At 61.0% G+C, this 21,398-nt stretch carries 19 protein-coding genes and 6 pseudogenes; 18 read left to right on the top strand and 7 right to left on the bottom strand.

Going from position 1 to position 21,398, the window contains the following annotated elements; translation table 11 throughout:
* Positions 1-54: 54 nt before the first annotated feature.
* Genes HT578_RS21720 through HT578_RS21710 form a run of 3 tightly spaced genes read right to left on the bottom strand, consistent with a single transcriptional unit; the run spans position 55 to position 1,343 of the window.
* Positions 55-612: an RNA polymerase sigma factor gene (locus HT578_RS21720; protein WP_338422191.1), complete on the bottom strand. Its 558-nt coding sequence runs from the start codon at positions 610-612 to the stop codon at positions 55-57.
* 9 nt (positions 613-621) lie between these two features.
* Positions 622-1,062 carry a periplasmic heavy metal sensor gene (locus tag HT578_RS21715; protein WP_024021279.1) on the bottom strand — a complete coding sequence of 147 codons (441 nt, stop codon included), beginning with the start codon at positions 1,060-1,062 and terminating at the stop codon, positions 622-624.
* On the bottom strand, positions 1,059-1,343 hold the full coding sequence (locus tag HT578_RS21710; RefSeq protein ID WP_213504641.1) for a hypothetical protein: 285 nt from the start codon (positions 1,341-1,343) through the stop codon (positions 1,059-1,061). Before HT578_RS21710 ends, HT578_RS21715 begins: the two co-directional genes overlap by 4 nt.
* 172 nt (positions 1,344-1,515) lie before the next feature.
* On the opposite strand from HT578_RS21710, the gene HT578_RS21705 reads away from it, so the two are divergent.
* The 9 genes and pseudogenes from HT578_RS21705 to HT578_RS21665 form a co-directional block, all read left to right on the top strand.
* The gene (locus HT578_RS21705) at positions 1,516-1,974 is read left to right on the top strand and encodes a DUF411 domain-containing protein (RefSeq protein ID WP_213504640.1); all 459 of its coding nucleotides are present in this window, start codon (positions 1,516-1,518) and stop codon (positions 1,972-1,974) included.
* A gap of 40 nt (positions 1,975-2,014) precedes the next feature.
* The gene (locus tag HT578_RS21700; protein ID WP_024021282.1) at positions 2,015-2,380 is read left to right on the top strand and encodes a hypothetical protein; all 366 of its coding nucleotides are present in this window, start codon (positions 2,015-2,017) and stop codon (positions 2,378-2,380) included.
* A gap of 67 nt (positions 2,381-2,447) precedes the next feature.
* Complete coding sequence (locus HT578_RS21695; RefSeq protein WP_214202569.1) at positions 2,448-4,742, top strand: copper-transporting P-type ATPase; 2,295 nt, start codon at positions 2,448-2,450, stop codon at positions 4,740-4,742.
* 34 nt (positions 4,743-4,776) lie between these two features.
* Positions 4,777-5,019: a DUF2933 domain-containing protein gene (locus HT578_RS21690; protein ID WP_024021284.1), complete on the top strand. Its 243-nt coding sequence runs from the start codon at positions 4,777-4,779 to the stop codon at positions 5,017-5,019.
* On the top strand, positions 5,016-5,675 hold the full coding sequence (locus HT578_RS21685) for a methyltransferase family protein (protein ID WP_024021285.1): 660 nt from the start codon (positions 5,016-5,018) through the stop codon (positions 5,673-5,675). Before HT578_RS21690 ends, HT578_RS21685 begins: the two co-directional genes overlap by 4 nt.
* 3 nt (positions 5,676-5,678) lie before the next feature.
* Positions 5,679-7,031, top strand: coding sequence for an APC family permease (locus HT578_RS21680; RefSeq protein WP_422394405.1), 1,353 nt, complete (start codon positions 5,679-5,681; stop codon positions 7,029-7,031).
* 65 nt (positions 7,032-7,096) lie between these two features.
* Positions 7,097-7,672 carry a c-type cytochrome gene (locus HT578_RS21675; protein WP_213504637.1) on the top strand — a complete coding sequence of 192 codons (576 nt, stop codon included), beginning with the start codon at positions 7,097-7,099 and terminating at the stop codon, positions 7,670-7,672.
* A 127-nt stretch (positions 7,673-7,799) separates the two neighbouring features.
* Positions 7,800-7,916 (top strand): annotated as a pseudogene (locus tag HT578_RS21670) (LysR family transcriptional regulator); the annotation flags it as partial.
* 73 nt (positions 7,917-7,989) lie between these two features.
* Positions 7,990-8,565, top strand: a pseudogene (locus tag HT578_RS21665) (IS5 family transposase); the annotation flags it as partial.
* 64 nt (positions 8,566-8,629) lie between these two features.
* Here the strand turns inward: HT578_RS21665 and HT578_RS21660 are convergent.
* Both HT578_RS21660 and HT578_RS21655 read right to left on the bottom strand, forming a co-directional pair.
* Positions 8,630-9,188, bottom strand: a pseudogene (locus HT578_RS21660) (recombinase family protein).
* Between the two features lie 170 nt (positions 9,189-9,358).
* Positions 9,359-9,781, bottom strand: coding sequence for a MerR family transcriptional regulator (locus HT578_RS21655; RefSeq protein WP_014072603.1), 423 nt, complete (start codon positions 9,779-9,781; stop codon positions 9,359-9,361).
* Between the two features lie 76 nt (positions 9,782-9,857).
* Here HT578_RS21655 and HT578_RS21650 point away from each other — a divergent pair, with 76 nt between their 5' ends.
* The 5 genes and pseudogenes from HT578_RS21650 to HT578_RS21630 form a co-directional block, all read left to right on the top strand.
* Positions 9,858-10,253 (top strand): mercuric transporter MerT family protein, encoded by a 396-nt coding sequence (locus HT578_RS21650; RefSeq protein WP_014072602.1) that lies wholly within the window; start codon positions 9,858-9,860, stop codon positions 10,251-10,253.
* 12 nt (positions 10,254-10,265) lie between these two features.
* On the top strand, positions 10,266-10,595 hold the full coding sequence (locus tag HT578_RS21645; protein WP_084592356.1) for a heavy-metal-associated domain-containing protein: 330 nt from the start codon (positions 10,266-10,268) through the stop codon (positions 10,593-10,595).
* 37 nt (positions 10,596-10,632) lie between these two features.
* Positions 10,633-12,051, top strand: a complete 1,419-nt coding sequence (merA, locus tag HT578_RS21640) for a mercury(II) reductase (protein ID WP_004213247.1) — start codon at positions 10,633-10,635, stop codon at positions 12,049-12,051.
* 91 nt (positions 12,052-12,142) lie between these two features.
* Positions 12,143-15,112, top strand: coding sequence for a Tn3 family transposase (locus tag HT578_RS21635; RefSeq protein WP_213504635.1), 2,970 nt, complete (start codon positions 12,143-12,145; stop codon positions 15,110-15,112).
* Between the two features lie 60 nt (positions 15,113-15,172).
* Positions 15,173-15,412, top strand: a pseudogene (locus tag HT578_RS21630) (transposase); the annotation flags it as partial.
* A 14-nt stretch (positions 15,413-15,426) separates the two neighbouring features.
* Here HT578_RS21630 and HT578_RS21625 read toward each other — a convergent pair.
* Positions 15,427-15,804: pseudogene (locus HT578_RS21625) on the bottom strand (IS6 family transposase); the annotation flags it as partial.
* A 323-nt stretch (positions 15,805-16,127) separates the two neighbouring features.
* On the opposite strand from HT578_RS21625, the gene HT578_RS21620 reads away from it, so the two are divergent.
* The 4 genes and pseudogenes from HT578_RS21620 to istB all read left to right on the top strand — a co-directional run bounded on the left by HT578_RS21620 (position 16,128) and on the right by istB (position 21,069).
* Complete coding sequence (locus HT578_RS21620; RefSeq protein WP_039396671.1) at positions 16,128-17,516, top strand: NAD-dependent succinate-semialdehyde dehydrogenase; 1,389 nt, start codon at positions 16,128-16,130, stop codon at positions 17,514-17,516.
* A gap of 72 nt (positions 17,517-17,588) precedes the next feature.
* A complete protein-coding gene (gene adhP / locus HT578_RS21615) occupies positions 17,589-18,620 on the top strand; it encodes an alcohol dehydrogenase AdhP (RefSeq protein ID WP_039396668.1) in 1,032 nt (343 codons plus the stop codon).
* Between the two features lie 195 nt (positions 18,621-18,815).
* A pseudogene (gene istA / locus HT578_RS21610) lies at positions 18,816-20,305 on the top strand (IS21 family transposase).
* On the top strand, positions 20,302-21,069 hold the full coding sequence (gene istB, locus HT578_RS21605; protein ID WP_213500153.1) for an IS21-like element helper ATPase IstB: 768 nt from the start codon (positions 20,302-20,304) through the stop codon (positions 21,067-21,069). Before istA ends, istB begins: the two are co-directional and overlap by 4 nt.
* A gap of 83 nt (positions 21,070-21,152) precedes the next feature.
* On the opposite strand, the gene HT578_RS21600 is transcribed toward istB, so the two are convergent.
* Positions 21,153-21,395 (bottom strand): hypothetical protein, encoded by a 243-nt coding sequence (locus tag HT578_RS21600; protein WP_213504633.1) that lies wholly within the window; start codon positions 21,393-21,395, stop codon positions 21,153-21,155.
* Positions 21,396-21,398 lie beyond the last annotated feature (3 nt).

Raw genomic sequence — 21,398 nt, 5'->3', positions numbered from 1 at the left:
GATTGTCCGTTCGTGAGGTTCTGCCCTTCGTTACGCGCCGGGCAGTGCTACCCCTCAGGAATATTGCAGACTTTCGCGCAGCCTGTTGCGTGCCCGGTATATGCGGGTTTCAACGGTCTTTTCCGACACGCCGAGCAACTCGGCCGCCTCACGCTGGCTGCGCCCATCGATGGCAACAAGCACCAGCGCTTCGCGCAGCCGAACCGGCAAGCGCTCGATTTCGGACTGTACACGGGCGAGTTCTCGACGATCCAGCGCGGTTTCTTCGGGGCCGGGCGAGTCGTCAGATGCGATGATTTCTCCCAGCCCCCGACCGAATCCAAGAAAGCTCGCCGCCTTGCGCCGCCGCAAGCGGTCGCGGCACTTGTTCAGCGTGGTCGTAGTGAGATAGCCGCCGACCGGCCGACCTTCGTCCAGGCGCTGGCGATTTATCCAGACCGAGGCCAGCGCGTTCTGCACGGCTTCCTCGGCTTCCGATGGCGATGCCAGCATCCGCCGGGCGAGAGCGAGGAGGCGCGGCGCGTGAGGCTCGACAAGCCGATCGAACGCCCGCCGTCCGCCTGATTTTACCTGAGCAATCAGGTCAGATTCGCTGCTGTCCCCTGTCTCCACCACGAGCGATCATTCGCGGCCAGAGCCGGTCAGGGATATAGAGATTTGATGGTCGAATTTCTGCCGCTGCTCCTCGTTAAGCAGTGCGCGCATTGCGAAAACATGGCGCACGGTCGCCTTCTGGAGTTCGCCCATCTCCACATGCACCCGGTCGATCGCTGTACTCACCTTGGGACCGTAGCCATGCTCCTGCTCCATGGCTGCGGCGAGGTCGGCATTGGCCGCGCGCAGCCTTGCTTCATGTCCTGCCCTTTCCGTCGCGAAACGGGCTTCCAACTGGTCCAGCCCGCTGGTCTGCTGCGGGGTGAGGTCGAGCTTATCATGCACGAACTCATGGAGGCTGCCAGGCTGGGCCGCGCCTCCCCATTGTACCGCGAGCATCGCGCCCAGGCATCCTGCCGCTACAGCGAGCAGGACGGCAAGAACGATGTGAAGGCCCGACAGCTTCATGGCTCGACGTGCAGCAAAACGGCGGGCGACAGGTCAGCGCCGGCAAAAAGCTGGTACGACGTTGTCTCGGCCCTAACCGGCGTCTGGATCGTGCCGATCCCACCGCCCATTCCAGCAGCGAAGATGACTGCGAAAAGGGCAAGGCGGTAGCGCGCGTTCGCGGCTTCAGCCATTTCCCCAGCGCGCGACCAGACGCTGTCCATAAAGCCCTCCGGGACGACGTCCGTCTGCATCTCGCCCAGCGAGTGCAGGGCATCGTTCAATCGGGTTTCCTGATCCATCTCGTTCGTTTCTCGCATTCGACTGTAATCCCATACGCATCTGCGCGTCATAGCACCCATACGCCTTAACGCCTTGCGCCCCTCAAAAAAGTGAGGGGCAGGGTCGGCTCGTGCGTAGCGAAGGTAACAGGGCCATGATTTTGGCCCGCTCTATCGGAGAAATGATGTGCGAATGCCGCGCGTGAACCGCTTTAAGCCCGCAATGGCGTCGGCTCTTCTGTTGGCCCTCGGCGCTTGCTCCAATGCGGCGCAGGCCACCGAATACACCATGTATCGCGATCCCTCCTGTGGCTGCTGCGAGCAATGGGCCGAGCATGTCCGTCACGGCATGAATGCGCAGGTCATCGTGAAAGACAGCGCCGACATGGCGACCGTCAAGGACGATAACGCCGTGCCGGCGGATCTGCGGTCCTGCCACACCATGGAGGTGAGTGGCTATGTGATCGAAGGACATGTGCCCGCTGCGGATATCCAGCGGTTGCTCAAGGAGCGGCCCGCCGGTGTCCGGGGGCTTGCGGTCGCCGGCATGCCGCTCGGTTCGCCGGGGATGGAGATGGGAGACCAGGCGCAGCCCTATCAGGTCGTCGCGTTCGGAGATGCGGGCCGCTCCGTCTTCAACAGCTACAACTGACCTTCGGACACGTCCGAAGGACTTTCAAGGAATCCCTGCAATGAAGAAGCTCATTTTCGGTTTCACCGCGCTCGCGCTTTCCGTCCCCACGGCGCTGCTGGCTCAGAAGGCGCCGGAGCCGCCAGCGCCACCAGCGCATGACCAGATGGCCTGCTGCCAGAAGGACAAGGATGGCAAAATGCAATGCCCGATGATGGATCATTCGCAAATGGGCAACGGTCAGATGGATCACAGCCGGATGGGTGGCGCAGGGATGACTGAAGGCGCCTCTGGCGACCATTCCGGCATGGCGCATTGCGGCATGATGGGTGGGAACTCGGACAAGCCCATAACGCGTCACGATGGCCAAGCCCAGCAACAGGGCGGTGGCGACCACAGCCAGCATCAGGGACACACGCCGCAATGATCGAGAGCGCGCCTAGAAGGGCCTGCCGCGGCCGGAGGATTCAGGGATGACGACTTATACCTGCCCCATGCACCCGGAAATCCGGCAAGACAGCCCGGGCGACTGCCCCAAATGCGGCATGCACCTCGTGCCTGCGGACAATGCTCCGTCGCACGACCATTCGCATTGTTGCAGCCATGACAAGCATCAGTCCGCCGGCGCTGCGACCGGCAAGTACGACACAGTTCCCTCCGGCTATGGCGGTGCTGTCTATACCTGCCCAATGCATCCGGAAGTCCGGCAGACCAAGCCCGGCTCGTGTCCGATCTGCGGCATGGGTCTGGAACTGGAATCGGCCGCGATGGCGGACGAAGGACCGAACCCTGAGCTGGTCGATTTCATGCGCCGCTTCTGGATCGGCGCGGTGCTTACCGTGCCGCTGCTGGTTTTCACGATGGGCCCCTATGTCGGGCTTGGCAGTGTGCGGGAGATATTCGGGGAGCGCACGACGCTCTGGATTGAACTCATCCTCGGCACGCCGGTGGTGCTCTATAGCGGATGGCCGTTCCTCGTGCGTGGCTGGAACTCGTTCCGCACGATGAACCTCAACATGTTCTCGCTCATCGCCATGGGGGTGATGGCCGCCTGGCTGTTCAGCGTTGTCGCGGTCCTTGCGCCAGGGATTTTCCCGGACGGCTTCCGGGATCCTGAAGGCCATGTCGGCGTCTATTTCGAAGCGGCCGCCGTGATCGTCACACTGGTGCTGCTCGGGCAGGTCATGGAACTGCGCGCCCGCGAAGGCACGGGCAAGGCGATCAGGGCGCTGCTCGATCTCGCCGCCAAGACCGCGCGCAGGATCAGCGCGGACGGCAGCGAGGAAGAGGTCGCGCTTGAGGATGTTCAGGTCGGCGACCGGCTGCGCGTGCGGCCCGGCGACAAGGTGCCGGTCGACGGCGTGGTGGTCGATGGTCGTTCCTCGGTCGATGAAAGCATGATCTCGGGCGAGCCGGTTCCGGTCGAGAAGGTCGCCGGCGATCCCGTCACCGGCGCCACGATCAACGGCACCGGCAGCCTCGTCATGGAGGCGACGCGCGTCGGCTCCGAGACGATGCTCTCGCAGATCGTCGAGATGGTCTCGAATGCCCAGCGTTCGCGTGCCCCGATCCAGAAATATGCCGATAAGGTCGCGGGCCTCTTCGTGCCTGTCGTGATCGGCATTGCGGTGCTGGCCTTCATTGCCTGGGCCATCTGGGGTCCGGCGCCTGCGCTCTCCTATGCGCTGATCGCGGCGGTCGCGGTGCTCATCATCGCCTGCCCCTGCGCACTGGGCCTCGCCACGCCGATGTCGATCATGACCGCTACCGGACGCGGCGCCCAGGCGGGTGTTCTCATCAAGAATGCCGAGGCGCTCGAACGGTTCGAGAAGATCGACACGCTGATGATCGACAAGACCGGAACACTCACCGAAGGCAAGCCGAGGCTCGTCGCCGTTCTGCCCGAACCGGGCCATGACGAAGGTGAAGTGCTGCGTCTTGCCGCGACGCTGGAGCGCGGATCCGAACATCCGCTCGCCGAAGCGATCGTGCGCGGCGCGGAAGAGCGCAATGTGGCGATGGGCGAGGCCAGCGACTTCGAAGCAATCACTGGCAAGGGCGTGAAGGGCACCGTGGATGGCAAGGCGGTGGCGCTCGGCAATATCGCGTTGGTCCGCGATCTCGGGCTCGAAGGCTCGGGACTTGCCGAGAAGGCCAATGCCCGGCGCGACGAAGGCGAAACGGTGATGTTCATCATCCTCGATGGCGCCATCGCGGGCCTTGTGAGCGTGACCGATCCGGTGAAGGAAACCACACCGGACGCCATCAAGGCGCTGCACGATCTCGGCTTCCGCATCATCATGGCGACAGGCGACAACGAGCGCACCGCCAAGGCGGTCGCCGCGCGTCTCGGCATCGACGAGATCCGCGCCGATGTTCTGCCCGAAGACAAGGCGCGGATCATCCGCGAGTTGCAGCAAGGCGGCAAGAAGGTCGCCATGGCGGGTGACGGGGTGAACGACGCGCCCGCGCTCGCCCAGGCCGATGTCGGCATCGCGATGGGCACCGGCGCCGACGTCGCTATCGAAAGTGCGGGCATCACGCTGGTGAAGGGCAATCTCGACGGTATCGTCCGCGCCCGGCGCCTTGCCCACGCAACGATGAGCAACATCCGGCAAAACCTGTTCTTCGCGCTGATCTACAACAGCGCGGGTGTACCGGTCGCCGCGGGCGTCCTGTTCCCTTTCTTCGGCATTCTCATCAGCCCGATGTTCGCCGCCTTCGCGATGAGCGCCTCGTCGATCTCGGTCGTGCTCAATTCGCTGCGTCTCAGAGCCGCGAAGGTGTGAGGCGCAAAGAAGCAAACCCAATCGAAAGGACGTGATGATGGTCATGGAGGAATCGCACGGTGGCGATCACACCGCACAGGAAAGGCATCGTCCGAGTTTCTGGAGATCGCGGACGGGCACCGTGTTCCTCGCCTTCCTGGCCATCATCGCCTTCCTGCTCGCCTATGAGCATCGGGCGCATATTTTCACGGGCACAGGCCTGTTGCTCCTGATCGTCCTTCTTTGTCCGGCCATGCATCTGTTCATGCATCACGGGCATGGAGGGCACGATAAATGAACCACGACGCCCCTGCCTATGGCCTTTGGTTTCTGGTCGTCGCGAATTCCGCGATCTTCATTTTCTTCGCCTTCAGTTTCTTCAAACCCCGGACAAAGCGCGACTGGCGCAGCTTCTCGGCGTTCAGCGCCTTCCTGGTTGCACTGTTCGCGGAGATGTACGGCTTTCCGCTCACCATCTATTTCCTCTCGGGATGGCTGCAATCGGCCTATCCCGGGGTCGACTGGTTCTCCCACGATGCAGGGCATCTGCTTGAAATGATGTTCGGTTGGAAGACCAACCCGCATTTCGGCCCGTTCCACATGCTGAGCTTCCTGCTGATCGGGGGCGGTTTCTGGCTGATCTCCGTTTCATGGCATGTGCTCTGGAAGGCGCAGCGCGCTGGCGAAATGGCGGTTAGCGGTCCCTACGCTCGCGTGCGACATCCCCAGTATCTCGGCTTCATTCTCGTCATGCTGGGATTTCTGTTCCAATGGCCGACGCTGCTGACCCTGGCGATGTTCCCCATCCTCGTCGTTATGTACGTGAAACTGGCGCGAGCGGAGGAAGCGGAAACAGGCGCCCGTTTCCCTGAGCGTTTCGCAAGCTACGCCGCTCAGGTGCCTTCCTTCATTCCGAGATGGAAGCCCGCCACTCTATCGGACGCGGGGACATAGGATTTGGAGCACGACCACGACCAGAACCATGCCGCAGGCAGCGACAGTGATTTGAGCCGTAACTCGATAACGCTGACCGGCGCCGTTGCCATGGGCACGGGCGTGATGATCGGCGCCGGAATCTTCGCGCTCACCGGCCAGATCGCCGAACTCGCGGGGCCGCTCTTTCCGCTCTCCTTCATCGCAGGAGCGTTAGTCACGGCGCTCGCCGCTTACAGCTACATCAAGATGTCCAATGCGTGGCCTTCGTCGGGCGGAATCGCGATGATCCTGCAAAAGGTCTATGGCCGCGGCACGATCGCGGCTTCGGCCTCGCTCCTGATGGCGCTGTCGATGGTGATCAACGAAAGCCTGGTGGCCCGAACCTTCGCGACCTATGCGCTGCGGCCATTCGGCCTGGAAGGAAGCGCGCTGCTGCTTTCGATCGGCGCGGTTGCGCTGATCGTTTTCGCCTATCTCGTCAATGCGGCAGGCAACCGGTCGGTGAGCGGACTCTCGCTCATCATGTCGACCGTGAAGATTGGCGGCATCGCCCTGTTCGCCATTGCTGCGATCTGGGCGAGCGGGTTCTCCGGTGGAGCGTTCGCGGAGCCCGTGGGAATGCACGGCGCCGAAGCCTTTGTCGCTTCGGTCGCCTTTTCCATCCTGGCCTTCAAGGGGTTCACCACGATCACCAATAGCGGGGGTGAGATTGAGGATCCCCATCGCAATGTCGGCCGCACGATCATGATCGCCATCGGCATCTGTGTCGCGACCTATCTGCTGGTCGCCTTCGCAGTGGGATCGAGCCTGACGATCGATGAGATCGTGGACGCACGCGACTATTCGCTCGCTGCGGCGGCTGGTCCAGCTCTAGGTCAGGCAGGATTTTATTTCACAGTCGTGATCGCGCTCGCCGCAACGGCCTCGGGCGTGATCGCCAGCGTGTTCGCGGTTTCGCGTATGCTGACCATGCTCACGAACATGAAGATGATCCCGCACCGCCATTTCGGCATGAGCGGCAGCATTCGCAGCCATATGCTGCTTTACACGGTGGTCGTTGCCGGCGCGCTGGCCGTCTTGTTCGATCTGTCGCGCATCGCGTCGCTCGGCGCCTTCTTCTATCTGGTCATGGACATGCTCGTGCATTGGGGTGTGTTTCGACACCTCAGACGCGAAGTCGGCGCGAAGGCCTCGATCCTTCTTGTTGCGCTGGCTGCCGACGCCGCCGTGCTTGCGGCGTTCACGGCGGTGAAACTGCAAAGCGACCCCTCGATCGTTCTCTACGCGGTTGCCGGCATCGCCGTAGTCTTCGCGGCCGAGTACGTGTTTCTGGAACGCAGCAAGAAAGCCGACGATACCGATACTTCGCCATGACGTAATCATGGCTGAAAAGGCAACGGCCTACCGGAACCAAACTAATGCTTCATAGGAGGGAAGGCATGAACGCGACCTTGAAAGGCGCATTATTAGGCGCGGCGACTCTGTTTATCTTGCTGATCGTCGTTGCTCTGATCGTTATCTTGACTGGTGGCTATAACGTGGCCGCAACCGATCGGCACAACCCGATCGTCAGTTGGGCGCTTACAACCACGATGAACAATTCTGTCCGGCGGCAGGCGGCTGGCATCGAACCTCCTGCCGAATTTACGTCGGCGATGGTTGCCGCCGGGGCTGGCGAGTACAAGGCGATGTGTTCGCATTGCCATGGAGGCATAGGGCAAAGTCGAGCCGAATGGGCAGAAGTCATGCTCCCTAAACCGCCGCCGCTGGCCGAAGCCGCCAGGGAATGGGATCCCAAGGACGTTTTCTGGCTGGTCAAGCACGGCGTGAAGATGAGTGGGATGCCCGCCTTTGGCCCCACGCATGATGACAAGACCATCTGGAACATCGTCGCCTTCGTGAAAGCGTTGCCCGAAATGCCGGCAGAACAATATGCTGGTTACAGCAGTGATCATGCCGAGGAGATGCACGATCACCAAGCGCACGAAGAAAGCGACACTCCCCACCACCATTAATTGGCCGATGGCGGGGGTAGGTTTCGAGAAAATCGATGATCATATTCTATCTCATTGGAAACTTGGGCCGACAGACGGCATTTGGCAGGCGCGGTAAGTCCCAATGCTTTCTCTCTGTTGCGCAGGAATGATCGAATTGCGTCAGCTCCGTTACCTGATCGCGGCAGCACACTCCGGCAGCTTCAGCAGGGCGGCGCGCATCTTGAACATCAAACAGGCCACTCTCAGCCGTCACATCTTAGAGGCCGTTTCGAAAGGGGTTGAGCGGCTGAGGTTCGTGTGATTCCGGGGGTTTTGCAGACAACCCGGAGATCTTGATGTGGACCCCAGCCACCCGTGTGCAGCATACGCGTGTTTCGAAGCGTTACCAGACGGATTTGAGCGATGCCGAGTGGGCGCTGATCGCGACATTTGTTCCCGAGGCGCGCACGACGGGGCGGCGACGGCAATGGCCAATGCGCGAAATCGTGAACGCCATCTTCTACGTTCTGCGCGGCGGGATTGCATGGCGGTTGCTGCCCAAGGACTTCCCGCCGTGGCAGACGGTCTACCGCTGGTTTGCCCGGTTTCGTGACGAATGCCTGTTCGAGCGGATCAACCATGCGCTGGTCGCGCTCGATCGCGAGCGAGCCGGAAGGGACGCCTCGCCAAGCGGAGCCATCATCGACAGTCAGAGCGTCAAGACCACCGAGAGCGGCGGACCGCGCGGCTACGATGCTGGCAAGAAGATCAAAGGTCGCAAGCGCCATGCTCTGGTCGATACTGACGGCAGGCCGCTGCTTGTCGAGCCGCACACCGCCGATGTCCAGGATCGTGATGGCGGCGGCGCGTTGCTGCAAATCTCGCGCGGCCTCTTCCCGTTCATCGAGAAGGTCTGGGCCGATGGCGGCTATAAGGCGTCACCTCAAGCTTTGTACGCTGAACAACGATTTTCCGGACATAATGTGAACATTGGTGTCAGGCAGCGGCGCGAAGGTACTGGTAGAGGGTTTCGCGGCTGATGCCCATGTCGCGCGCGATGGTCGCCTTGCGTTCACCGGCGGCAACGCGGCGGTGCAGATCGGCAATCATCTCATCCGAGAGCGACCGTTTCCGCCCCCGATAGGCGCCGCGCTGCCGAGCGATCGCAATGCCTTCGCGTTGCCGTTCGCGGATCAGGGCGCGCTCGAACTCAGCAAACGCACCCATGACCGAGAGCATCAGATTGGCCATCGGGGAATCCTCCCCGAGAAGGACAGGCTTTCCTTCTCAAACTCGATCCGGATACCTCGCTTGGTGAGGCCCTGGACCAGCTTGCGCAGGTCATCCAGATTGCGGGCCAACCGATCCATGCTGTGGACGACGACGGTATCGCCTTCGCGGGCGAAAGTGAGCAGAGCCTCAAGCTGGGGCGGTTGACGTCCTTGCCCGATGCCTTGTCGGTGAAGGTCCGATCGAGCGACTGACCTTCCAATTGGCGATCCACATTCTGATCGAACGTGCTGACCCGGACATAGCCGATCCGTTGCCCCTTCACTGCGCACTCTCTCCATCAAAATGTCAGGTTGAAATCTATGATACGCAACGACATTCGTCAACAAATTCCGTTTAGTACCCTAATCTGACAGAAACCGCGGTAGCGCCCTGACGTCCGGTTAGGCTATACTCCAAGCTGACATCACAAAATCAAATCCCTCAAAGATGGCGTCAATTGCCTTGATGGGGTAAAAACTGGAGTGCTTCCAGGATGGGACATTCGGCAACGTCATCTCCAGTGCATCTGGCTAACGTGGTCGCCAGCGTCACCTCTATCTTCTGCAAATCTGCAATGCGGCGGCGGACATCTTCAAGGTGGAGTTCGGTTCTCGCCATAACCTCCGCGCAGGTTTGTGCACCGGTATCGGTGAGCGACAACAATGACCGTATCTCATCCATTGCATAGCCAAGGTCGCGCGCGCGCAGGATGAACTGCAACCTTTGCACCAGTTCCGGCGAATAGACGCGGTAGCCGTTGGAACTGCGAGGCGGCCCCGGCAGCAATCCCACCTTCTCGTAATAGCGGATGGTTTCGAGATTGCAGCCTGTTTTCCGGGCAAGCTGGGCACGCAAGATGCCGACCTGTTGCTCCATGAAAATACCTCTTGAGTCTGTAGTGGCTACAGAGCCTACACTGCGAATCACTCAGTTGGAACAAGGGATTCAAGCCATGGTCTCAACGCCGGAAGCGGGACAGCCAGCCCTCACCGAAAACCACGAGCCGAAGCAGGCAAACTGGGTTGCGGCGGGCGCATTGATCGGCGCGGGGCTCGCCTCGGCTTGCTGCGTCGTCCCGCTACTGTTGGTTATGCTCGGAATTTCCGGCGCGTGGATCGCCAACCTGACGGCGCTCGAACCTTACAAGCCCTATGTCGCAGGCGTAACGCTCGCGCTGCTCGGCTACGGCTTCTGGCATGTCTATTTCAAGCCGAAACCGCCCTGTGAAGACGGTTCCTACTGCGCTCGTCCACAATCGGCTTGGACCACCAAGGCGGTGCTGTGGCTGGGCCTTGCCGTCGCCATCCTGGCGCTCACCATCGACTGGTGGGCACCCTGGTTCTATTGAAAGGAAATACCCATGAAAAATACAGTATGTATCGCTATGGCCGTGCTGGCTATGGCTGGCGGCGGGGTCGCCTATGCAGTTAGTGGCACGGCGCAAGATCGCCCCGCGGCTACCGCAACCGCTCAGAAGCAAACCACCTTTGCCATAGAGAACATGACCTGCGCCACCTGCCCGATCACCGTGAAGAAGGCGATGGAAGGCGTCGCCGGGGTAACGGCGGTCACGGTCGATTTCGCAGCCAAGACCGCGCGCGCAACCTATAACCCGCGCCGCACCAATGCTGCTGCGATTGCCGCTGCATCAACCAACGCGGGTTATCCGGCGCGCGCTATTCAAAACTGAGCGGGGCGCCGCCAGCGCCTCAAGAAAGCGATAAGCAATGAACGACTGTTGCAACCGCCCCGGGCAGGAAGGATTTGACGTGGCCGTCATCGGCGCGGGTTCTGCCGGGTTCTCCGCTGCGATCGCCGCTGCCGATCTGGGCGCGAAAGTGGCGCTCGTCGGTCACGGCACGATTGGCGGCACCTGTGTCAATGTTGGCTGCGTTCCTTCCAAGACGCTGATCCGCGCCGCCGAAGCGGTGCATGGTGGGCTTGCCGCCGCGCGCTTTCCCGGCCTTGGGGGCGCTGTCCAGATGGATGACTGGTCCGTATTGGCGGCGTCGAAGGACGATCTTGTCACGACGCTGCGCCAAAAAAAATATGTCGATCTGCTGCCCGCCTATGACGGTGTGAGCTATATCGAGGGCAAGGCACGCTTTGCCGATGGTGCGCTGATTGTCGGCGATGCGCCCATGAAGGTCGGCAAGGTCATATTGGCGATGGGTGCGCACGCCGCCGTGCCGCCGATTCCGGGGATGGACAGCGTGCCCTACCTAACCAGCACATCGGCGCTGGCGCTGGATCGCTTGCCCAAATCGCTGCTGGTGATCGGTGGCGGGGTGATCGGGGTAGAACTGGGACAGATGTTTTCGCGTCTGGGCGTTGATGTCACCATCTGCTGCCGAAGCCGCCTGCTCCCCGAAATGGACCCGGAAGTGAGTGCCGCGCTGAAAAACTATTTGGAAGCCGAGGGCGTGCGGGTTTGCGCAGGTGTCGGCTATCAGCGTATCGCCCAAACACAGAGCGGGGTCGAATTGACCTGCGAGGGGCATTGTGACACCGTCGCGGCGGAACAGGTGCTCATCGCCACCGGACGCCGACCCAATAGCGACGGGCTTGGGCTGGAGGAGCGCGGCATAGTGCTTGCCCGTAATGGTGGAATCGTCGTCGATGACCACCTCGAAACGTCGGTTCCAGGCATTTACGCGGCGGGCGATGTAACGGGACGGGACCAGTTCGTCTACATGGCCGCCTATGGCGCAAAACTGGCCGCGCGCAACGCGGTGACGGGCAACCAATACCGCTACGACAATTCCTCCATGCCATCCGTCGTCTTCACCGACCCGCAAGTCGCCAGCGCCGGCCTCACTGAAACGACAGCACGGGCGCAAGGCCTGGACATCAAGGTTTCGCTGCTCCCGCTCGATGCTGTGCCAAGGGCACTGGCAGCACGCGATACGCGGGGTCTCATCAAACTGATTGCCGACAAGGCGAACGACCGTTTGCTGGGCGGCCAGATCATGGCACCCGAAGGCGCGGATTCGATCCAGACACTGGTGCTGGCGATCAAACACGGCATGACCACCCTGGAATTGGGTGCAACGATATTTCCTTACCTGACCACTGTGGAAGGCCTCAAACTGGCGGCCCAAACGTTTGATAAGGATGTCGCCAAACTGTCTTGCTGCGCCGGGTGATTGCTCGGGGATCAACCGGCAACGAATGGCCTCCCTCCAGTGCAAGCCGCTTTGGTGTCAATTTTGTTATTCGCCTCAGCGGGAGAGCAAAATGGCACGACGCCGACTTCTGACCGGAGACGAGCGCCGGCGCCTGTTCGATCCTCCTGTCCAAGAAACCGCGATCATTGGGCATTATACCCTTTCTGCGGAAGATGTTGAATTGGTTGGGCGCCGCTATGGTCCAGCAAATCGCCTCGGTCTGGCTGCACAAATCGCTTTGATGCGACATCCCGGCTTTGGTCTGCAACCCGAGATCGGGCTTCCCGACGTCATTCTTCAGTACCTCGCGGCACAGTTATTCGTCGATCCTTCCTCCTTCTCTGCATATGGTCAGCGCGCGCAAACCCGTACCGATCATGCCGATCTCGTGGCGCGTTATCTTGGCATACGCCCGTTTCGACGCGGCGACCTGGCACTTGCCCTGAATCTTGCCGCGCAAGCCGCCGAGTATACAGACAGAGGTGAACCGATTGTTCGCGCCCTCATGGTTGGCCTGAAGGGTGAGCGGTTCATTCTTCCGTCAGGCGACACACTGGAACGCGCCGGTCTTGCTGGCCGGGCACGCGCACGCAAAGCTGCCGCAGCCGCAATCGTCGAAGGCCTCAGCTCTGCTGAACTGACACGGCTAGACGAACTCGTAATCAACAACCCGGATTTCGGCATGACACCGCTGGCGTGGTTGCGTAATTTCGAAGAAGCCCCGACTGCGGCCAATATCAATGGCTTGCTTGAGCGCCTGCGCTATGTTCGCGGCATAGGTATCCACCCGGTAGTTGGGGGCGCCATTCCGGAATTCCGCTTTGCCCAATTTGTCCGCGAGGGCGGCGTGGCACCGGCATTCCTGCTTTCGGATTACAGCGTCAATCGCAGGCGGGCGACGTTGACGGCCGCAGTGATCGACCTTGAGGCCAGACTTGCCGATGCCGCGATCCAAATGTTTGACCGACTTATCGGCGGCATGTTCACGCGCGCGCGGCGTGGGCGCGAGCGTCGCTACCAAGATAGTATTCAGTCGGTGGGGCAACTCATGCGGCTGTTTGGCGCCACGATTACAGCACTTGATGAGGCTGTCCAGAATGGCGGCGATCCGCTCGAATTGATTGACGAAGCGGTGGGCTGGCACCGGCTTGTTGCGGCAAAGGCCCAAGTAGATGCCCTTGCTGATCTTGCCGGCGAGGACGCACTGGTAACGGCAACCGAGCGTTACGCCACGCTACGGCGTTTCAGCCCGGCATTTCTGGACGCCTTCACCTTCAAGGCGTCTGGAACAGGGACGGCACTGATCAAAGCCATCGATGTCATTCGCGATGCGAACACACGAAAGTCGCGCGACCTTCCCGATGGCGTTCCACTGCCATTCCCCAATCGGCAGTGGAAGCGTCTCATCACCGAAAGCGGCCGTATCGACCGCCGACGTTATGAAATTGCGATCATGGCAACCTTGCGTGATCGTTTGCGCGCCGGTGATGTATGGATCGAGGGAACCCGCAACTATCAGCGCTTCGATGCCTATTTGCTGGGTCGGCGCGACGCCGCCAAAGTGGCGGATGTGCTTCCGTTCGATTCAAATGCTGCATCCTACCTCGCTGACCGGGCACGAAATCTTGACTGGCGGCTGCGCCGATTTGCCAAGCAGTTGAAAACAAACAAGCTTGAGGGAGTGTCGCTCGAACGAGACCGGCTCAAGCTTCAGCAAATGCCGCCTGTCACCCCACCGGAAGCTGAAGCCCTCGATCGCAAGCTCGATACCCTGCTTCCCCGCGTGCGCATCACCGAGCTGCTGCTTGAAGTCGCCGAACGCACTGGTTTTTTGAACGCATTCCGTGACCTGCGCTCAGGCAAGGAGCACGACAACCCCAGCACGGTACTCGCCGCAATTCTGGCTGATGGCACCAACCTCGGGCTGGAGCGGATGGCCAATGCCAGCGAAGGCGTCAGCTATGCCCAACTCGCATGGACCCACAACTGGTATCTTTCACCCGAGAACTATCAGGCCGCGCTGGCCATGATCATCTCAGCCCATCACGAATTACCCTTCGCGCGGCATTGGGGCGCTGGCACCAGTTCGTCGTCCGATGGCCAGTTCTTCCGGTCGGGGCGGAGCCGTTCAGGGGCGGCGGACGTCAATGCCAAATATGGCGCCGAACCTGGCGTGAAAATCTATTCTCACCTTTCCGATCACTTCGCATCATTCGGATCACGGATCATGTCCGCGACGGCAGGTGAAGCGCCTTACGTGCTCGACGGGCTTGTCCTGGGCGCCGGCAACCTTCCGTTGCATGAGCACTATACCGATACCGGCGGCGCCACCGATCATGTTTTCGCACTCTGCCACCTACTCGGGTTCCGCTTCGCGCCCCGGCTGCGCGATATTGGCGACCGCAAGCTGGGTTCGATCGCTGCGCCATCGACATACAAGGGCATCGAAAATCTGATGGGCCGCACCATCAAAACGGCAGCGATCGAGGCCGATTGGGATGACATCGTCAGGATTGTCGCCTCAATCAAGGATGGCACGGTGGCGCCGTCAGTAATCTTGCGAAAACTTGCCGCCTACAAACGCCAGAACAGGCTGGATTTTGCATTGGCTGAACTGGGCCGTATCGAGCGCACTTTGTTCACGCTCGATTGGCTTGAACAACCGGAACTGCGACGTGCCTGTCAGGCCGGTCTCAACAAAGGCGAGGCGAGGCACACGCTTGCCGCCGCCATCTATACCAACCGGCAGGGTCGGTTCACCGATCGCTCGCTGGAAAATCAGGAATTTCGCGCATCTGGGCTGAACCTGCTGATTGCGGCGATTTCCTACTGGAACACGGTCTATCTCGACCGGGCCGCCCAGCACCTCAACGCTGTCGGCACGGCGTTCGATGCGGCACTGCTTGCGCACCTTTCTCCGATGGGCTGGGCGCACATCAGTCTGACCGGCGATTACCTCTGGGAGCAGGCCAGGCGACTTCCAGCAGGTGAATTCCACCCACTCAACGAGCCAATGGCGCGGTTGAAGCGTGTAGCGTAGCCCATGTTCCGCTTATGTCCGAGAAATCGTTGTCTGGCGAACAAACCTTGAGGTGACGCCTATAACCATCACCGTGTCACCGAGGCGACCCGCATCACCGTCGAGATAGTCAGCAAGATCGCCGGGCAGTCCGGCTTCGTCGTCCTCCCTCGGCGCTGGGTGGTCGAGCGGTTCTTCGCTTGGGTCAATCGAAACCGCCGTCTGGCCAAGGACGTGGAAGCCACCCTCAAATCCGCCGCAGCCTTCCTCTACGCCGCCGCCGCCATGCTCATGCTACGCCGTTTGGCTCGGTCAGCGTGAGTTTCGAAACCGACTCTTAGACCGCGAAGGGCTTTTGCCAGAAAGCGCTTCGCAGACTTGGCGCTGCGAGTCGGTGACAGGTAGAAATCAATCGTGTCGCCCCGCTTGTCGACCGCCCGATACAGGTAGGTCCATTTGCCCCGCACCTTGACGTAAGTCTCATCGAGGCGCCAGCTCAGATCAAAACCACGCCGCCAGAACCAGCGGAGTCGTTTCTCCATCTCCGGCGCGTAGCGCTGCACCCAACGATAGATAGTCGTATGATCGACATCGATCCCACGCTCAGCCAGCATTTCCGCGAGATCACGATAGCTGATGCCGTATCGACAATACCAGCGCACCGCCCATAGGATGACCTCTCCGGTGAAGTGCCGCCCCTTGAAATCGTTCATCGCAACCGATCCTGCCAATCCAGCAGCCCAATCTTGGCCACTGCGCCAGAGTTTGCAACAGAGCCTTTTTATTCAACCCAACTGGCCCCATTTTAAACCGGTGCCTGGCCCGTTTTTATCCCGGTGTTGACACGCGTCAAAGAGATCAGCCATAGGTGCGTCATACGCACAGGTTATGTGCTTGTCGTGATAATTGTCCTTCGCGTTCCAATCTCTCACATGGGCAGCCAAGCAGGGCATTAACATTGCGTTTGCATCGATGCTCGAACCGCTGACCAGCGGCGAGATTTCCCGATGCCAACCGAGCAGAAGAGAAAATTGGCATGTTTGAGACAACCAATCCCTACACCGGCGAGACCCTGAAGACGTTTGAGACGGCGACTGCCGGGGAAATTACCCAAGCTATCGGGGATGCCGATGCGGCTTTCCAGCAGTGGCGCATGACCTCGTTCGCCAAACGCGTTGAGGTCATGCGCGCGGCGGCGCAAATCCTGCGTCGTGACACCGACAAGTACGCGCCGCTCCTGACGGTGGAAATGGGCAAGCTGATCGCCGAGGCGCACGCCGAAGTCGAACTGTCCGCCGCGATCTTCGACTATTACGCGGATAACGCTGAACGGCTTCTGGCGCCCGAAAAGCTCCCCGTCGCAGACCCTGCCGAAGGCGATGCGGTTCTCGTCCATGATCCGCTTGGCGTGCTGCTCGCGATCGAGCCGTGGAATTTTCCTTACTACCAGATCGCGCGGATCATCGCGCCGCAGCTTTCTGCGGGTAATACGATCCTGCTCAAGCATGCGGCGAACGTGCCGCAGTGCGCTGCGGCGTTCGAAGAATTGATGCTGGAGGCCGGTCTTCCTAAGCATGCTTTCATCAACCTTTACGTCGATCACGACCATGTACAGATGATCCTCGACGATCCGCGCGTGCAGGGTGTCGCACTGACGGGTTCGGAAGCTGCCGGCGCTGCCGTGGCATCGGCAGCGGGCAGGGCGCTCAAAAAGTCCACCATGGAACTCGGCGGCGCCGATGCCTTCATCGTGCTAAAGGACGCCGACCTCGAAAAGACCGTCAAATGGGCAGTGTTCGGCAGGCACTGGAACGGTGGGCAGGTCTGCGTCTCGTCCAAACGCATGATCATTGCCGACGAGGTCTACGACGAATTCCTCGAAAGCTATACCAAAGGTGTGGGCGCGTTGCGCATGGGTGACCCATTCGACCCTGAGACCACTCTGGCGCCGCTCTCTTCCCAACGGGCTGCGGATGGTCTCAGAGAAATGATCGCCAAGGCGGTCGAACATGGCGCCACGGCCACTGCTGTGGGTCCCGAAATTCCCAATCAGGGCGCTTTCGTGCAGCCCACCATCCTGACCGATATCGGCGATGATAATCCCGCGCGACACTGGGAGTTCTTCGGCCCGGTCTCGATGCTGTTTCGAGCGAAGAACGAAGATGATGCCGTGCGCATCGCCAACGATTCCCCCTTTGGCCTTGGCGGCTCGGTCTTCACGTCGGATACGGCCCACGGTGCCAAGGTGGCGCGGCGCATCTCGACCGGCATGGTCTTCGTCAACCATCCGACCATGGTCAAAGCCGATCTGCCGTTCGGCGGCGTGCGCAGGTCGGGCTATGGACGCGAACTGCTCGGTCTTGGCATCAAGGAATTCGTTAATCACAAGCTGATCGACATCGTCGATATCGACGCGCCATTCTGAGGATACCTGACTTACGGACTGCGCATATCGGCGAAGCCGACAGCGTTTTATTGTTTATGAAGCGAGGCCCCAATGCAGAGCACCATGAAAGCCGCCGTCGTACGTGAATTCGGCAAGCCCCTCGTGATCGAGGAGGTGCAGGTGCCCCGGCCAGGGCCGGGCCAGATCCTCGTCAAGATCGCCGCAACTGGCGTGTGCCATACCGACCTTCACGCGGCTGAAGGCGACTGGCCGGTCAAGCCGAACCCGCCCTTCATCCCGGGACACGAGGGGGCAGGGCATGTCGTAGCTGTCGGGCAGGGCGTAACCCATGTGAAGGAGGGCGACCGGGTCGGTGTGCCATGGCTCTATTCCGCTTGCGGGCACTGCACGCACTGCCTGGGGGGCTGGGAAACCCTGTGCCACGAGCAGCAGAACACCGGCTACTCGGTAAACGGCAGCTTCGCAGAGTATGTGCTGGCCGATGCCAATTACGTAGGCCGCCTTCCGGACAATGTTAGCTTCATCGACATCTCGCCGATCCTGTGCGCCGGGGTTACCGTCTACAAGGGCCTCAAGGTCACCGATACGAAGCCGGGCGATTGGGTGGCGATATCAGGTATCGGGGGTCTCGGGCATATGGCGGTACAATATGCCAAGGCGATGGGGTTTAATGTGGTCGCGGTCGATATCGACGACGCAAAACTGAAGCTTGCACAGGATCTTGGCGCGTCGCTGACCGTCAACGCGCGGGATGTGGATCCGGTGGCCTTCATCACCAAAGAGATTGGCGGCGCGCAGGGCGTTCTGGTCACTGCTGTCTCCCCGACAGCCTTCCAGCAGGCGATGGGCATGGCGCGGCGCGGCGGGACCATATCGCTCAATGGCTTGCCGCCCGGTGATTTTCCCATCTCGATTTTCGACACTGTCCTCAACGGCATCACCGTGCGCGGCTCGATCGTCGGCACACGCCTCGACTTGCAGGAATCGCTCGACTTTGCGGCGCAGGGCAAGGTCAAGGCGACGGTCACTACCGATAGCCTCGAGAACATCAACGACGTCTTCGCCCGCATGCACAAGGGCGAGATCGAGGGACGCGTGGTTCTCGATCTCGAGAACGCCTAGCAATCCCTGCCTCGGTTTGCCGATCCCGTAGTTCGGGATGGCGCACCTGATCCGTTGTCGCTCACTTTCCCCGGTTGAGAACGGCGGAGCAATATTCGACCACGCTAGCGGCGGGATAGTCCTGCTGCGGGCGGCGTAAAAGTCGTCCACCTTGAAGCCTTTCTGCCAAGTCAGGGAGGTGTGGGGATCTACAGCGTGGAACTTTATCTTCAGGTCCGTTTGGCTTGCGCGGATGGCATGAGCCAGCGGGCGGCGGCGAAGCGTTTCAATGTGTCGCGCGACACGGTGCGCAAGATGCTGTCGTTTTCATCGCCACCGGGTTACCGGCGTCAATCTGTCCCGCAGCGTCCGAAGCTGGACGGGTTTGTGGCGATCATTGATGGATGGCTTGAAGGGGACCGCTGCGTCCCGCGCAAACAGCGCCATACGGCGAAGCGGGTATTCGACCGCTTGCGCGCCGAGCATGGTTTCACCGGCGGCTATACGATCATCAAGGATTACATCCGCGAGCGTGAGCAACGCAGCCGGGAGATGTTCGTGCCGCTGGCCCACCCGGCGGGGGATGCGCAGGCCGATTTCGGGAAGCGCTGGTGGAGATCGGCGGGGTGCAGCAGAAGGCCTACTTCTTCGCACTCGATCTGCCGCACAGTGATGCCTGCTATGTGCGGGCCTATCCGGCGGCGGTGGCGGAGGCCGGGTGGACGGACACGTTCATGCCTTCGCGTTCTTCGGCGCGGTGCCGCGCTCGATCGTCTATGACAACGATCGCTGCCTTGTGGCGAAGATCCTGCCAGACGGCACGCGTAAGCGTGCCACGCTGTTCAGCGCTTTCCTGTCGCATTACGTGATCCGCGACCGCTATGCCCGCCCGGGCAAGGGAACGAGAAAGGCAATGTGGAAGGGCTGGTTGGTTACTGCCGCCGCAATTTCATGGTGCCGATCCCGAAGTTCCCGACCTGGGAGGCCTTCAACCTATGGCTGGAGGAGCAATGCCGCAAGCGCCAGCAGGACAAGGTGCGCGGACAGAGCGAGACGATCGGTGAGCGCTTGCAACGCGATCTGGCAGCCATGCAGCCTCTGCCCGCTACACCCTTCGAGGCCTGCGATCAGACGAGCGGGCGGGTCTCCTCGCAATCCCTGGTGCGCTACAGGACCAACGATTATTCGGTTCCGGTGGCACGGGGCCATCAGGAGGTCTGGATCAGGGCCTATGTCGATGAGGTGGTGGTCGGCTGCCGCAGCGAAGTCATCGCCCGTCATCCTCGTTGTTATGCCCGCGAGGAGGTTATCTTCGACCCGCTCCACTATCTCCCGCTGATCGAGCAGAAGATCAACGCATTCGACCGAGCCGCGCCTTTGCAGGGCTGGGATTTGCCCGAAGCGTTCACGACACTGCAGCGGTTGATGGAAGGCCGCATGCACAAGCATGGCAGGCGTGAATATGTACAGGTGCTGCGCCTGTTGGAAACGTTCACCCTCGCCGATCTCCAGGCGGCGGTGGAACAGGCCATTGATCTTGGCGCCATCGGCTTCGATGCCGTCAAGCACCTCGCCCTGTGCCGGGTCGAACGCGTACCGCCGGGCTGGACACGGACGTCTATCCCTTCCTGCCACGCACAACGGTCGAGAAGACCTTTGCCAGAGCCTATCTGAGCCTGCTCTCCGACCAGCAGGAGGCCGCATGAGCGATCAGACCCCGGAGCTTCTTCTCGCTCACAATCTCAAGGCACTCAAGCTGCCTACGTGCCTGCGAGAGCACCACAAGCTCGCCCGGCAATGTGCCGCTGAAGGCGTCGATCATATCCGCTTCCTCGCCCGCCTTGTCGAGATGGAGATGATCGACAGGGAGCGTCGTATGGTCGAGCGGCGCATCAAGGCCGCGCGCTTCCCCGCCGTCAAAAGCCTCGACAGCTTCGACTTCACCGTCATCCCGAGGCTCAACAAGATGCAGGTGCTCGAGATGGCGCGCTGCGAGTGGATCGAGCGGCGTGAGAACGCCATCGCTCTGGGGCCATCGGGCACCGGAAAGACGCACGTAGCGTTGGGGCTCGGACTGGCAGCATGCCAGAAAGGGCTGTCGGTGGGCTTCACCACTGCGGCGGCGCTGGTCAGCGAAATGATGGAGGCGCGCGACGAGCGGCGTCTCCTGCGCTTCCAGAAGCAGATGGTCGGATACAAACTGCTCATCATCGACGAACTGGGCTTCGTACCGCTCTCCAAGACCGGCGCCGAACTGCTGTTCGAGCTGATCTCCCAGCGTTACGAACGCGGCTCCACCTTGATCACCAGCAACCTGCCCTTCGACGAATGGACCGAAACCTTCGGATCCGAGCGTCTCACAGGCGCGCTCCTCGATCGCCTGACCCATCACGTCAGCATCCTCGAGATGAACGGCGAAAGCTATCGCCTCGCTCACAGCCGGGCCCGCAAGGCCAAAATCAGACCCTGAAAAGCAAGCCAATGCCGGGGGGAGTGGCCCTCGGGCTACGCCCTCACGCCACTCCCCCCGGCGTGTAACACGATGGCCTGGTTTTACGCCGCCCCATGGCCGACTTTTGCTCCGCCGTTGACACCCAGGGCGGAAATGACGCGGTATGAGAAGCCACGCGGCAGATCGAGGAGCTGGCGCGGGTCAGCCTCCAGCGGGCCATAGCCTGCCGCGATCGATGAACGAGAAAGGCTCGATGTCGCGCAACCGCTCAGCGCCAGGCCCGAAAACGCGAGTGAGGTCAGGCCCATAAAGGAACGACGATCGATGGGTGCGATGTTCTGCATGGC

This window comes from Novosphingobium decolorationis (assembly GCF_018417475.1).
In the GTDB taxonomy this organism is placed as follows: domain Bacteria; phylum Pseudomonadota; class Alphaproteobacteria; order Sphingomonadales; family Sphingomonadaceae; genus Novosphingobium; species Novosphingobium decolorationis.
Note: the sequence above shows the minus strand (reverse complement) of the source record. Positions and strands in the feature narration are given on the sequence as shown.

Excerpts from the sequence above, each read along its gene's own strand:
- HT578_RS21715 (WP_024021279.1), bottom strand. The coding sequence starts at position 1,062 with ATGAAGCTGTCGGGCCTTCACATCGTTCTTGCCGTCCTGCTCGCTGTA.
- HT578_RS21710 (WP_213504641.1), bottom strand. The coding sequence starts at position 1,343 with ATGGATCAGGAAACCCGATTGAACGATGCCCTGCACTCGCTGGGCGAG.
- HT578_RS21705 (WP_213504640.1), top strand. The coding sequence starts at position 1,516 with ATGCCGCGCGTGAACCGCTTTAAGCCCGCAATGGCGTCGGCTCTTCTG.
- HT578_RS21700 (WP_024021282.1), top strand. The coding sequence starts at position 2,015 with ATGAAGAAGCTCATTTTCGGTTTCACCGCGCTCGCGCTTTCCGTCCCC.
- HT578_RS21695 (WP_214202569.1), top strand. The coding sequence starts at position 2,448 with ATGCACCCGGAAATCCGGCAAGACAGCCCGGGCGACTGCCCCAAATGC.
- HT578_RS21690 (WP_024021284.1), top strand. The coding sequence starts at position 4,777 with ATGATGGTCATGGAGGAATCGCACGGTGGCGATCACACCGCACAGGAA.
- HT578_RS21685 (WP_024021285.1), top strand. The coding sequence starts at position 5,016 with ATGAACCACGACGCCCCTGCCTATGGCCTTTGGTTTCTGGTCGTCGCG.
- HT578_RS21675 (WP_213504637.1), top strand. The coding sequence starts at position 7,097 with ATGAACGCGACCTTGAAAGGCGCATTATTAGGCGCGGCGACTCTGTTT.
- HT578_RS21655 (WP_014072603.1), bottom strand. The coding sequence starts at position 9,781 with ATGGAGCAACAGGTCGGCATCTTGCGTGCCCAGCTTGCCCGGAAAACA.
- HT578_RS21650 (WP_014072602.1), top strand. The coding sequence starts at position 9,858 with ATGGTCTCAACGCCGGAAGCGGGACAGCCAGCCCTCACCGAAAACCAC.
- HT578_RS21645 (WP_084592356.1), top strand. The coding sequence starts at position 10,266 with ATGAAAAATACAGTATGTATCGCTATGGCCGTGCTGGCTATGGCTGGC.
- merA (WP_004213247.1), top strand. The coding sequence starts at position 10,633 with ATGAACGACTGTTGCAACCGCCCCGGGCAGGAAGGATTTGACGTGGCC.
- HT578_RS21635 (WP_213504635.1), top strand. The coding sequence starts at position 12,143 with ATGGCACGACGCCGACTTCTGACCGGAGACGAGCGCCGGCGCCTGTTC.
- HT578_RS21620 (WP_039396671.1), top strand. The coding sequence starts at position 16,128 with ATGTTTGAGACAACCAATCCCTACACCGGCGAGACCCTGAAGACGTTT.
- adhP (WP_039396668.1), top strand. The coding sequence starts at position 17,589 with ATGCAGAGCACCATGAAAGCCGCCGTCGTACGTGAATTCGGCAAGCCC.
- istB (WP_213500153.1), top strand. The coding sequence starts at position 20,302 with ATGAGCGATCAGACCCCGGAGCTTCTTCTCGCTCACAATCTCAAGGCA.
- HT578_RS21600 (WP_213504633.1), bottom strand. The coding sequence starts at position 21,395 with ATGCAGAACATCGCACCCATCGATCGTCGTTCCTTTATGGGCCTGACC.